Genomic DNA, 12,288 nt, shown 5'->3' on the forward strand with positions numbered 1-12,288 from the left:
GCTTCCAGGTAACGCTCAGAGGGTTAGCGTCTCGAAGAGCTGTTTCATGCGCTTGAGCAGCTGATTCTCGTGCTGCCTCACCTTCTCTCGCTCCATCCCCTCCAGTTCGCCGCGGCGCTGGCTCACCAGGTGGGCCAGCCGGTTCATCAGCGGTGGATTCTGCTGCAGCAAGGGACCCAGGCTGGGACGTGACACCTCCAGCAGCACGCATTCCTCCAGGGCCCGCACGGTGGCGCTGCGGCTGGTGTCAGTGAGCATCGACATCTCTCCGAAGACATCGCCAGGTTTGAGGCAGGCGACCCGGAACGGTTCATCGTTGTCTTGGTTCTTGAGCACCTCCACCTGCCCCTGCACCACCTGGAAGAGGGAATCGCCACGGTTGCCCTCACGAACTACCACTTCCCCTGGGGCGAAGCGCAGACAGCTGGTGGTCGTGGCCAGTTGCAGCATCTCCTCCTCGCTCAGGTCGCCGAAGAGTGGGTTGCGGCTGAGCAGGTTGCAACGCTCCTGCAAGCTGCGCTGCTCGGGATGTCCGGAGTCGAGGATGACGCGCTTCGGACGCAGCTCCCGCACCGGATAGGGCACGCTCTGGCCGGCCCGCTCCAGGCTGAACCAGATCTGCTCAAGCAGCTCACTGCGCAGGTCGAGCATGTCTCCCAGGTTCCCCGGCTGTTGGAAGGCCAGGAGGTCGTAGGTGATGGCACTATCGGCAAAAGCCTGTACCCGCACCGCTGGCGAGGGTTGCTTGAGCACCCGGGGATGTTTCTCCAGAACATCCAGCAGCAACTGTCTGGCTCTTGAGGGCGGCAGCGAGTAATCGAGCCCGAGGTTGAAGCGGTTGCCCATGGCCCCAAAGGCCACGTAATTTCGCACCACCACTTCGGTGACTTTGGTGTTGGGCACCACCACCAATGCACCTGTGAGGTCGCGCAGGCATGTGTCGCGCCAGTTGATCGAGACCACCACTCCCAGGGTTCCATCGCCCAAGTCGAGGAAATCCCCCACGGAGAAGACATCATCGAACTGCAGCTCAAGGCCGGCGAAGAGATCCTTGAGTGGCTCCTGGGCGGCCAGGCCCAGCATGGCGGTGAGCACAGCCGAGGTGGTGACCAGGCTGACGAGATTGAAGCGGGCCTGCTCCTGGACCACGATCACCGTGGCCACGGTGCCTCCGCCCAGCATCAGTAACTGCAGCAGAATCTGGGCCGGTTCCTTCCTCAGACGCAGCGCAGCAGGCAGCTCCAGGAATCCCCAGAGAGCCATGCGGATGCCCAGATAGCTGAACATCAATTCGTCGATGGTGGAGATCCAGGCCTGATATTGGGCAGGCAGAACGATCAGCGGCAGGGTGCGCACCACCGACCAGCTCAGGATCGCCAGGGTCGCCAGCTGGATTGGCAGCTTCGGCAGGCGCAGCCGCCTGATCAGGAGCTGCAGAGGCAGCAGCAGGACCATCAAGACGATGGCGGTGAGCCACACCTCCAGCACGGGCATTCTTTGGTTCAGCAGTCAAACGACGCAGGCCGCCCAGTCCATAGCCCGGCAGACCCACGTCGCAGGATAGGGGTGACGGGCAGAGCTGCTCTGATCACGCCAGCCACTGCCAGGCTTGGATCGTCCCTGCCCTCTGCCATCGAGAGCCCATGGTTCGTACTGTTCGCCCCATGGGGGCGCTGCCACTGGCCCTGATGCTGCTCCACCTGACCCCGCCGGCTGCAGCCCAGCAGGTTCAGTTGCGCTGCGATGGCACCCTGCTCGAAGCCCGCGGCAATGCCGAGCAGAAGCGCACGATCGACGTGCTCAAGCTGTCCCTGGAGCTCTCAGCGGAGGCTGCCTCGGCGGACGGTGCCCTCGGTGAGCTGCAGCGGCGCCTGGCAGCCGTGCGGCAGGCCCTTCAGCGCCTTGAGGTGAAGGAGCTGGCGGTGAGTTCGCCCTCCAGCTGGCAGAGGCCAGTGAGCCGGAACCGTCCTGCGGCGGTGGAGGCCAGTCTTCAGGTGAGCGGTGAGCTAGCCCCGGCCCAGCTGCAGGCCTTGGTCCGAGAGGTGGGTGCGCTGCCGGGGGTGCGCCTCAACCCGGTGTCGGCCCAGGCGGATCAAACCAGCGACACCTCTGTGCGCCGCCGTTTGCTGCGGCTGGCCTACCAGGATGCGCTGCTCCAGGCCAGAGAGCTGGCCGAGACCATGGGGCTGGGGACACCGACGCCCCTGGAGGTGCAGATCGAGGGCGGGTTCCGGCCGGTCCAGGCCAGGGGGATGGCGGCTGAAGCCGTCCCAGCATTCGATCCCGCTGAACTGCCGGCGCCCACGGATCGGCTCGGGATGGTGGTGCGGTTCTGCGCCCGCTGAAGGCCTCTCCAGGGCCAAGGGTGACCATGCACCCCATCGCCATCGACCTTGAGGCGGCATGCTTGATGTATCTCTGATCGCGGTGATGTCATCAGACGGCGCCCAGGCCATCTCAGGCTTCGGGCTGTTTGCCTTGCTGGCCATGGGCCACTTCGTCGCCGACTTCGGTCTTCAGAGTGATCGGATGGCCGTGGAGAAGTGCCCGGGGAAAGATCACACTCTCCCCTGGCCCTGGTGGCTGCTCGCCCATTCGGGTATCCATGCCTTCGTCGTGACCTGGCTCACTGGTGTGGTCTGGCTCGGCCTGGCCGAGTGGGTGATTCACGCCCTGATCGATTACGGCAAGTGCCGTCACCGCTATGGACTTGGGGTCGATCAAGTCCTGCACATGACCTGCAAAGTGGTCTGGGTACTGATTCTGGTCACCCGCGCTCCTCTGGGGTCCGGCGGGCTGCTGCAGGCTTTCCCCCGCTGACCGGGATCAGCCCGTTGAGTCCGGTGGCTGGCTTGAGCGTCCGCTGCCGATCACCAGCAACCGATCCATCGCTTTGCTCAGGCAGTAATTGAGGGGTTTGATCTCGGTTGCCAGCCGGTCCAGTTGGTCGGTGTCACCCCGCTCGCTGGCGGCGATGCCGTCAAGCAGCAGGCCGATCACCTGATTGCTGCGCATGCAGCGCTGGCTCACCAGCGCCAGCATCTCCATGGCCAGGTCGACATCGAAGAGCAGGGTCTTGAGGAAGTTGTCGCCGCTCACCTCCACCAGCTCGGCGGGGCCCTCCACAACCCGCACATCAGCGGAGTGCTGACCTGAGCCGAACAGCCCCATCTCCCCCAGCAATTCCTCGGCCTCAATCACGGCGAGGGTGTGGGGCTCGGCCTCGATCAGCCGGATCTGGATCGCCACCTTTCCTTTGGTGAGCAGCATCAGGCTGTCAGCCGTCTGACCCTGCCGCATCACCAGCTCCCCCACGTCTGCATGGCGACTCACTGGGGCCAGCTCCTCGTGATGAATGTCGAGCAGCAGTTTCATCCGCTCCCTGACCACCTTCAGCTGCGGCTCATCTCCCCACATGGTGCTCTCCGCTCAAGTTTGCAGGTAGGTGCTCTGGCGCAGGCTGTTCTGCAGATGGGCCATGAGTCGGCCGGCGCTCAAGCAGGGCCTCAGGATCGTGTTCCATCGCTTTGAGCACCTCCGCGTTGCTGTTGCCTCGCACCACATGGTCGACCCGATAGCGGCCGTTGGCACCCAGACGGATATGGACCGCATTGGTGCGGCCGAACAAGTTATGCATCACCGGAAAGAGCTGCTCGGCCGCCCCCCGCTCGGTGAGGCTGAGGTAGCCAAGCCTGAAGGCTGATAGGGCGTCCTGCTTGAACTTGATGGCGTCGTTCCAGCCCTCCTGCAGGTGTTCGGCGTGGCCAGGGGCATCGAGGACGGTGGCCTGGATCGAGGCCAGGGTGTCGCGCAGGTTGCGCACGATCAGCGGTTCCATCTCCTGCGGCGCCGGCGCCTCCCCCTGTGGGGTTCATCGACGCTGCGGCAGGCCCTGCGGTGCTGGTGTACCTGAAACAACGCGATGCCTTGAAGGCTGATGGTTTGCCTGTGATGAAGCGGGAAAGTTCTCCTTGGTGCCGTTATGCCTTGCTCCTCGCCCGAGCCACTGGCGGCATCCAGACCAAAGGCCGGGAGACCTGAGGTTTCCGAGATAAGGCAGGCTTGTCAACCAGTGTCTTGATTAGGTAGCTAGCTCCGCACTCCTCAAGATGCTTTCCGCCCGAGCGTCGCATCTGCAGATGGCATGAGCCACCCGCTCGGTCATCGTTGCCAAGTTGAAGCGCCGGTTGAAGCGGCAATTGAAGCCACCCAGGTAGCGATGAGCGTACTCATCGAATTTCAGGGCAGGGAAGGTGCCGCTAAAGCTGGTTTTCAAGTTGCTCAGCACCGTGTCGATCCAAAGGAATTCTGGCAGTTCATTGTGTTGGCGTCCTTCTACGACCACAGCTTGATGCAGGCAACCGACTTCTGTCACGGCGCAGAAGCAGGCAAGCCCATCTGAGTTCACTTCACATCCTAACGCCAGTGAATCCTGCGCCCAGTCAGCGATAGCGGCAAAGGAGAACGTGGCCACGGTGGCAAGCTTCACGTGCCGGGGATGGCCCGCATCATCGAGAGAGACGGCTGCCGCGATCGGCACCTTGTTCTCTGATCCCCGTCCGGCCTTGCCACCACATCGTTCTCCGTCAAGGTAGGGATCATCCACATGCACCCGTCCTCACAGGACATCGGCGCCGTCACGCTCTTTCATTGCCTGCATGATCTTCTTGTGAATCAGCCATGCCGTGCGGTAGTTCACGCTGAGATGGCGCCTAAGAGCGAGTGAGGAGATGCCGGTCTTGGCCTGTCCGGCCAGGTACAGGGCGAGGAACCAGGTGGTAAGCGGTTACTTGGTGGCCTCCAGGATGGTGCCGGCAGCTGCTGTTCATCGAGGTCGCCGCGCATCCCGACCACCTCGACCTGTTCCACACCTGAGAGGCCACAGTGGGATCCGGCCCATTCATGGATCGGGGGCTACAGCAGGAGCAAAGATGAGTTGTGCATCTTGGCTGCTCCCCTGAATTTGGTCGCGCATGGTCATGAGCAATGTGCAACAGGCCGATGTAGTCCTTCTCTTTGGCGAGCGTGAATGACGCAGTTGCGGATCGGTTTGATGGGGTGCGGACTGGTCGCCCTGGGGGTGCACTTACGAAATCTGCGCCGTCATTCTCGTTTGCGCCTTGTTGCACTGGCGGATCGGGATCATCTCAGACGTGAGCGGGCCCACGGCATGGCTCCTTCGGCGCGCGTCTTCGATGATCCGTATGGATTGCTTCAGCTGCCCGATGTGGATGCCGTGATCGTCGGTGTGCCATATGAGGAGCATGCAACAGCAGCCATTGCGGCGCTCTCCTCCGGCAAGCACGTGTATCTGGAGAAGCCCTTCGCCACAGATCCCGACGAAGCCGGGCGCATCCTGGCGGAGTCGCTGCGCAGCGACCGGGTCCTGATGGTGGGCTTCAACTACCGCTTTCATCCTTTTCACCGGCAGATGCGCGACGCGATCCGGTCAGGTGCGATCGGGGAGGTGCTGGACCTGCGATCAGCCTTCCACTTCTCGCGCCAGGTCGGGGTGGATTGGCAGCTCACTCGCCATGGAAGCTTCGGTGCCTTGTTCGACATCGCCCCCCACCACATCGACCTGACCCGCTTCCTGCTCGATGCGGAAGTCTCCGAGGTGGCGGCCAAAGCCCGTTCACTGAACTCCCATCAGGACAACATCCACCTCCAGCTCGTCATGAGCACGGGCGTGCTCGTGCACTGCTCATTCGCCCTGCAGACAGCGGCCACAGCCACGGTGGTGGTGAGCGGCAGCAATGGGCGACTGGCCGTGGACCTCTACCGGTCCCATGGTGTGGAGTTCAGTCCTGGGTTCCCCAGTGGGCAAGGTGGCTGGCTGGGACGGCACGCTGCCCGTCGGTCTCTTCCGGTACGAGGGCTCCATCTGATCGAGAAGCTTCGCTCCCCCTGGCAGGAACCCTCGTTTCTGGGCTGTCTCAACCATTTCGCGGCAGCGGTGGAGGCAGGAGAAGTCTCCAGTCCGGACGCCTGGGATGGCTATTGCAACCAGCAGGTGATTGCCGCAGCCTTGGAGTCCCTCCGCAGCGGTGCCTCGGTGGCGGTGCCCCCAGCCATTCGACCGGCGGCCTCCACGACGGACGGTCCACGATGACCATCCTCGTGACGGGGGCGACTGGCTATATTGGGCGCAACCTGGTCAGGAACCTGTGCGCCGGTCCTGAACCCGTGCGGACCCTGGTGCGTCCTGGTAGCGATGCCGCGGCAATGGAGGCCATGGGTGCGGAGGTTTCCATCGGAGACCTCGTCGATCCCGCCAGCGTGGATCGGGCGATTCGCGGTTGCCGGCAGGTGTTTCATCTCGGGGCTGTGATCCATGGCGCCAACGCCACTCCATCAAACCTGCGCCGCGTCAACGTGGAGGGATCGGAGCAGGTGGGCCGTTCCAGTCTCAAGGCCGGTGTCGAGCGCTTGATCTATGCCAGTTCCGTATCGGTCTATGGACGACGACTGAGCAATCAGGCGATTACTGAACGTACGCCGCCACGACCGGATTCCCCCTATAGCGCCTCCAAACTCAAGGCCGAGAGAAGGCTTCTCGCGCTCTCTGCCAGTGACGGGCTGCCGCTGGTGATCGCCCGGCTCAGCACGGTCTTCGGCTCTGGCGCCCGTGACTGGGCCGGCCTGTTCCGGGCGATCGCCAGCGGACGGTTCCGGATGTTGGGAACCGGTTCAGGTCACTATCATCCAGCCGACGTGCTGGATGTGGTGGACGGACTTCTGCACTGCGCGTCCATCACTGGAATCGAGGGCAACACCTACCTGTTGGCTGGACAGGCTTCGCTGCCCTTCAGGCAGCTGGTGGCCCTGATCGCCGAGTCCGTGGGTGCTCCGCCACCGGGCCCGTGCACGTCCGGCGTTCTGCTACGGCTCTATAAGCATGCCGACTGGCTCAGTTACCGCTGCAGCGGCCATCGGTTGCCGAAGGCGGACAGGATCGATCTCTTCCTGAACGATCGTGGCTATGACATCGGCAAGGCCAGGGCCCAGCTCGGATTCGAGCCAAGGCGTTCGGCGCGACAGATGCTGCAGGCCACGGCAGCCTGGTTGCGAGCTGAGGGGCTGCTGGATGCCGAATCCTGAACCTGCCCACACCCATATCCAGCTGCTCGCCCAGCTGACCGGCTCGGGGCACGGCGGAGAGGCCCGTCGGCTGGTCTTCGAGGCCTATCATTGCGCCGCCAGTCTTTGCTCCGGATTCCAACCCTGCGGCACACCGTTTCTTTTGCATCTGCTCAGAACGGCCAGCCTCCTGGACATCCTGGGGCAACCAATCGAGGTGACTGCTGCCGGCTTGCTGCATTCCGCCTACCGCCATGGGGATTTCGGCGAAGGGAGCCGGGGCTTTTCCCCCTGGAAGCGGCCTTGGCTCCGCCGCCGGATCGGATCAGCGGTGGAAGGACTCGTCTACCGCTATGAAGTGATGCCCTGGAGTGAGGAGGCCATCGCCGCTCTTGCTGCTCGACCACCTGGAGCGCCAGCACTCGATCGACCGATGGTTCTGATGCGATTGGTGAACGCCTGGGATCAGTGTCGTGACGGCCAGCCCTTGTTCCGCGACGATTGGTCGCAGCAGGTTGACCGGCTGCGCCGTTGCCGAGAACCGATGGTGAGGCTGGCCCGATTCCTCGATCAGCCGGTGCTGGCCGAACAGCTGGATAGTTGCATCGAAGCTGTGATCGCAGCAGCCTCGACGACGGGTTGGAAGAAGGCCTTGTCAGACACGGATTACTTCCGCACCTTGAGCAGCCGCGATTCCCTGTTGTCCTTGATCTCGCGTCGTCTGGACGGGCTGCGGCAAAGGTGGGGACCTGGAGCCAGTCCTTGATCACGTCCCCCCCGGCAGAATCCTTTCCGCAGCGTGGCCGGGGCCTGCGGTTTCGACCGCAGCATGCGCCTGGGCGCCGGGAAGGATGAAAATCCTGCTTCTGAACGACTATGGAGCCCCGATTGGTGGTGCCGAACGCCAGCTGGTGGGACTTAGGGAGGCGTTCCGCGCCCGTGGACACCAGGTAAGACTGCTGACCAGTACGGCACGGCCACAAGGGTTGCCGCAGCTCGCTGACACCACCTGTCTGGGCACCCTCACGGCGGCACGCACCGCCCTGCAGGTGGCTAATCCATGGGCCCTCTCCGCGCTGCAGGCGGAACTCAGGCGATTTCGGCCAGAGATCGTGCACGTGAAGATGTTTCTTACCCAGCTCTCGCCTCTGATCCTGAAGAGCCTGGCCGCAGTGCCAGCGATCTACCATGCAAGCTGGTACAGGGCTGTCTGTCCGATAGGCAGCAAACGGTTTCCGGATGGCACCCCCTGTCGTGTGTCCTGGGGGTCAGCCTGCTTGAGAAGGGGTTGCCTCTCAGCCCAATGCTGGCCCCTCATGATCGGCCAGATGGCTCTTCTGCGGCGTTGGCGCCAGCGTTTCCGCGGGGTGGTGGCGAACAGTCAGGCCGTGCGGGAACGGCTGCTGGAGGACGGCTTCCCGGCTGTGGAGGTGATACCCAATGGCGTGCCGATCTGCAGCCAGCGGCCGCCACTGAACACTCCTCCGACCCTGGCCTTTGCGGGTCGGCTTGAGCCGGAAAAGGGAGTGGAACAGCTGCTGGATTCCATGGTTCGGGTGTGCCAAGTGATTCCACAGGCCAGGCTGCTGATCGCTGGGAGTGGCGGCCAAAGCGTTGCACTGCGGGAACAGGCTGTCCGGCTCGGGCTTGGCAAGGCCGTGCAGTTCCTCGGCTTCCTGGGCAGTGTCGACATGGAGAACGCCTTGCGCCGTGCCTGGGTCCAGGTCGTGCCCTCGCTCTGGGAAGAGCCCTTCGGCCTGGTGGCAGCCGAGGGGCTGATGAGGGGCACCGCGGTGGTGGCCAGTGCTTCTGGAGGGCTGGTTGATATAATTCGCCATGGAGAAACTGGACTGCTGGTGCGCCCCGGGGATACTGGCGCCCTCTCCGAAGCCATCATCAACCTGCTGAATGATCGGAACAGGTGTGAACGTATGGGTCAAGTCGCCCGAGAGGATGCCTTGGAACGCTTCAGTGAAAACCTCTCCGCAGAGCGCTTTTTGCGGTTCTACGCAACCGTTCTGGCAAGAGAGGCCGAGCTCACGGCGTCACGAGCGGCGCCATGAGCGAAGGATCTGGACCATGCCCGTCGGGCACGGCCCCCCGCCACTCCGTGGTGATTCCGACGCGTAATCGCCCAAGCCAGCTCAGACATTGCCTGGATGCCCTTTCGAAGCTGGACTACACGAGAGAAGACTTTGAAGTGCTGATCGTCGACGATGGTGGACGCAGTCCACTTGAGCCGCTCGTTGCCGGCTTTTCATCCCGTCTGCAGCTGCAGCTTTGTCGTCAACCACATGCCGGTCCGGGGGCGGCCCGCAATACCGGTGCAGCAGCAGCCCGTGGGCAGTGGCTGGTGTTCATCGACGACGACTGTGCACCAAGAGTGGACTACCTACGGCAGATTGACCTGCACTTGGAACACTATCCTCATGCGATGGTGGGTGGTCGCACGGTGAACGGTGTTGCAACCAACCCCTTCTCCACTGCCAGTCAGATGTTGGTAGACGTTCTCTATGAGTATTTTCGACGCGAAAGTCGCCTACGCTTCTTCACCTCGAATAACCTCGTGGTGCCAATCAAGGAATATCGCAGGCTCGGTGGTTTCGCTGCAAACTGGGCCTACGCAGCCGCTGAAGATCGTGATTTTTGCGATCGCTGGCAGCACGATGGCGGTCAATTGAGCGAGGCTGGCCATGCCATCATCGAGCACCACCACGTTCTCGGCGCTGCCAGCTTTCTTCGGCAGCACTTTAACTATGGACGCGGCGCTTTTCACTTCCACGAAGCCCGAAAGCGCGATGGTCGCGGCCGACACCAACTCGAGTCATTTCGGCTCTACGGTCTGTTGCTGAGGACGCCCTATCAGAAGATGCCCCTGTTCCGGGCGACCATGGTCAGTATTCTTTTGTTGCTTTCCCAGTTGGCGAATGTCGTTGGCTTCTTCTATGAGAAAGCGCGTGAGGGAATGGCTAGTTTAGGTTGGGCCCGTCCATGGCAGGTCTGTCAGTGAGTGAGAAATTACCTTCACACTGCCTCCGCCCAGCGCCTCATGGCAGCCGGTGAGATCAGGGTGGCGTAACCACCAACCATTTCGCTGGCCCGGGCTAGCAGCGAGAGTGAGAGGAGCAGCGGGAACAGGCGCAGTCGGCGTTTCATGGGCACCCCAACCAGTCTCGAGAAGCGAAACCATCGGGGCAGGTCCAGCGCGACATGCCAGCCCATGCTGACGATCGGCTCCAGCGGACCGGTGTGCCGGATCCACTGGTTGGGGTAATGCGGGTCGATGCGCCTCAGTGTCATCACTTCATACCCATAGCGAAAATGCAGGCTCACGAGCCAGTAGTGCCAGGAGAAGTGATGGGCGGCCTGTTGGTCGGGATGGAACTTGATCCGGGCACCGGAAGCGCTCAGAGCACGGAACAGCAGGGGAGCACCAAGAATGCGGCCGTATTCGGTGCAATAGCGGTGGTCAGCGAAGACCTCGGCCCGCAGGCCTACGTTGTGATCCATGAAGCCGCGGGGCGTCGGCCTGCCGTCCGCCCCCAGCGGACCCACAATCCAGCCCCAGGTAATCGATGCTGCTGCCAGGCGCATCGCTCCCAATGGCCCCCGGAAGGAGTGGCCCTGAAACAGGCTCGGTCCGACAGAAACGTCCGCGCCGGCTTCAATCGTCTCCACGATCGAGCGCAACCAGGTGGTGGCTGGCAGCACGTCGGAATCGGTACAGACCACGATCGGCCCGGAGGCGTGTCGAGCTCCTTCGTTCTTGATCTCCAGATAGGCGAGCGTATCGCCGTCATCGATCAGCTGGATTCGCTGGAAGGGGCGAGGGTCGGCCGCGCGCTGTTGCCATGGCTGCGTGCATGCTGAACGGCCGACGAGAATCACCTCCACCGCGCCCAACGGCATGTCTTGCCGGGTCAGGGCTTCAAGGGTGGCCTCTGCAGTGCCAAGCCCACGGGATTCATTGTACCCCTCGATGATCACCGAGACTCGCGGCAATGAGTGGGAGGTCATGGGATGGGGAGGGTTGGTGTCGAACCGCTGGCACCCTGAGAGTGGGAACTTTAATGGGACGAGGTGAGTTCCATCGACTGGATGATTGGCTGAGGGGCTCGGCTGTTCAGGCTGCTCAATCGCAAGTGTCGGCATGGCCTGGAATGCATGGAAACAGGCCGCTCTGTATCCCCGGCATCGCCGAAGATGGCCCCATTCCTGTCCTCCCTGGGGCTTCTGAGCTTCAACGATCGACGGTGGCTGGGCCCGTCAGACCCAAGCCATCACCTCCCGCGCTGAGCCTGCCGCACCAGATCGATGAGCAGCCGCAGGCGCCCCGAGCACCGCCCAGATTGGCGGCAACAGTCGGCGCAGGGCGCGGTAGATCTGGGAGTCGAACACGGCGAACCGCTCGGAGGCGAGTACCAGGCCGATCACGTAGCCGCAGCCGCCGAAGAGCAGGCTGGCGAGCAGCAGCGAGCCCCAGCGTTCCAGCCTCTCCAGCAAGGCGGCATAATCTGCGCTCAAGCGCTCCAAGGTGCGGTTGAACCAGCCGTAGAATCGCCCCAAAAGCCCGCCCGGCAGGCCTCTGCCTTCGGCGGCAGTAGCAGGGCGCCCATGGAGGGGGAGAAGGACAGCACGTTGAAGGTGGAAAGGATCACCGCAAAGTTCAGCGTCACCGCAAACTGCTGATAGATGCGCCCGGTGGCGCCGGGGAAGTAGGCCACCGGCACGAACACGGCCAGCAGCGACAGGGAGGTGGCGATCAAGTACCGCAGCAGATGGTGTGTTTCCTCATGACAGAGTAATCGCACACCAAAGGCAACAGCGTGCTTGCTTAGAGTACGCAGACTGTAGGCAGCAAGGCGAGCTGAGATCCTATCCGGCTCCGTCCCCTTCGCCGCAGGGGCGTCACGTCCACTCTGCCGAGGAATTGCGGGGACGGGATCCATCCCGGCCTGCTGCTGCCTAATCCGGCTAAGCACCTGGAGCTGCTTATGGCGATGATTTGGTGACGCGATTCTCCGGGATATCTGGGCTGGTAGCTGCAACTTGATGCCCTCATGCGACAGGAGGACGATTCCCTGGCCCGGGTAATGACCGTGGCGTCCCGGTCTGTGCAGCGGGGTCCTTCGGCCGCGTTAAGGAACATCTGAAAAACCCGCTAATATCAGGCCAGATCCAAGATTGAGACTGGAACGGGTGGCCGAA

At 62.8% G+C, this 12,288-nt stretch carries 12 protein-coding genes and 2 pseudogenes; 7 read left to right on the forward strand and 7 right to left on the reverse strand.

The genetic code is table 11. The annotated features are described in order from the left end of the window. Positions 1–15: 15 nt before the first annotated feature. Positions 16–1,494, reverse strand: a complete 1,479-nt coding sequence (locus tag KBY77_RS06340; protein ID WP_255102728.1) for a mechanosensitive ion channel family protein — start codon at positions 1,492–1,494, stop codon at positions 16–18. 149 nt (positions 1,495–1,643) lie between these two features. On the opposite strand from KBY77_RS06340, the gene KBY77_RS06345 reads away from it, so the two are divergent. Together KBY77_RS06345 and KBY77_RS06350 are read left to right on the forward strand one after the other, a co-directional pair. Then, positions 1,644–2,345 (forward strand): SIMPL domain-containing protein, encoded by a 702-nt coding sequence (locus tag KBY77_RS06345; protein ID WP_255102729.1) that lies wholly within the window; start codon positions 1,644–1,646, stop codon positions 2,343–2,345. 58 nt (positions 2,346–2,403) lie between these two features. Continuing rightward, positions 2,404–2,820: a DUF3307 domain-containing protein gene (locus KBY77_RS06350; RefSeq protein WP_315856464.1), complete on the forward strand. Its 417-nt coding sequence runs from the start codon at positions 2,404–2,406 to the stop codon at positions 2,818–2,820. A gap of 6 nt (positions 2,821–2,826) precedes the next feature. Here the strand turns inward: KBY77_RS06350 and KBY77_RS06355 are convergent, their stop codons facing one another. From KBY77_RS06355 to KBY77_RS06365, 3 genes and pseudogenes are all read right to left on the reverse strand, one after another. Continuing rightward, positions 2,827–3,375 carry a Crp/Fnr family transcriptional regulator gene (locus tag KBY77_RS06355; protein WP_255102730.1) on the reverse strand — a complete coding sequence of 183 codons (549 nt, stop codon included), beginning with the start codon at positions 3,373–3,375 and terminating at the stop codon, positions 2,827–2,829. 54 nt (positions 3,376–3,429) lie between these two features. Beyond that, positions 3,430–3,871: pseudogene (locus KBY77_RS06360) on the reverse strand (arginine decarboxylase); the annotation flags it as partial. A gap of 210 nt (positions 3,872–4,081) precedes the next feature. After that, positions 4,082–4,825: pseudogene (locus KBY77_RS06365) on the reverse strand (IS1595 family transposase); the annotation flags it as partial. A 204-nt stretch (positions 4,826–5,029) separates the two neighbouring features. On the opposite strand from KBY77_RS06365, the gene KBY77_RS06370 reads away from it, so the two are divergent. From KBY77_RS06370 to KBY77_RS06390, 5 genes are all read left to right on the forward strand, one after another. Continuing rightward, a complete protein-coding gene (locus KBY77_RS06370) occupies positions 5,030–6,112 on the forward strand; it encodes a Gfo/Idh/MocA family protein (RefSeq protein WP_255102731.1) in 1,083 nt (360 codons plus the stop codon). Further along, a complete protein-coding gene (locus tag KBY77_RS06375; RefSeq protein ID WP_255102732.1) occupies positions 6,109–7,101 on the forward strand; it encodes an NAD(P)-dependent oxidoreductase in 993 nt (330 codons plus the stop codon). Before KBY77_RS06370 ends, KBY77_RS06375 begins: the two co-directional genes overlap by 4 nt. Continuing rightward, entirely contained in the window at positions 7,088–7,846 is a 759-nt protein-coding gene (locus KBY77_RS06380; RefSeq protein WP_255102733.1) for a DUF6817 domain-containing protein, read from the forward strand. The genes KBY77_RS06375 and KBY77_RS06380 overlap by 14 nt, the downstream gene beginning before the upstream one ends. Positions 7,847–7,931: 85 nt before the next feature. Then, positions 7,932–9,143, forward strand: a complete 1,212-nt coding sequence (locus KBY77_RS06385; RefSeq protein WP_255102734.1) for a glycosyltransferase family 4 protein — start codon at positions 7,932–7,934, stop codon at positions 9,141–9,143. Positions 9,144–9,190: 47 nt separating this feature from the next. After that, positions 9,191–10,090, forward strand: coding sequence for a glycosyltransferase (locus KBY77_RS06390; RefSeq protein ID WP_255102735.1), 900 nt, complete (start codon positions 9,191–9,193; stop codon positions 10,088–10,090). 14 nt (positions 10,091–10,104) lie between these two features. Here the strand turns inward: KBY77_RS06390 and KBY77_RS06395 are convergent, their stop codons facing one another. The 3 genes from KBY77_RS06395 to KBY77_RS06405 all read right to left on the reverse strand — a co-directional run bounded on the left by KBY77_RS06395 (position 10,105) and on the right by KBY77_RS06405 (position 11,846). Beyond that, a complete protein-coding gene (locus KBY77_RS06395; protein WP_255102736.1) occupies positions 10,105–11,097 on the reverse strand; it encodes a glycosyltransferase family 2 protein in 993 nt (330 codons plus the stop codon). Between the two features lie 249 nt (positions 11,098–11,346). Then, positions 11,347–11,604 (reverse strand): hypothetical protein, encoded by a 258-nt coding sequence (locus KBY77_RS06400; protein ID WP_255102737.1) that lies wholly within the window; start codon positions 11,602–11,604, stop codon positions 11,347–11,349. Next, positions 11,601–11,846, reverse strand: a complete 246-nt coding sequence (locus KBY77_RS06405) for an efflux RND transporter permease subunit (protein WP_315856465.1) — start codon at positions 11,844–11,846, stop codon at positions 11,601–11,603. Before KBY77_RS06405 ends, KBY77_RS06400 begins: the two co-directional genes overlap by 4 nt. Positions 11,847–12,288 lie beyond the last annotated feature (442 nt).

This window comes from Synechococcus sp. Cruz-7E5 (assembly GCF_024345995.1).
Taxonomy (GTDB): Bacteria; Cyanobacteriota; Cyanobacteriia; order PCC-6307; family Cyanobiaceae; genus Regnicoccus_A.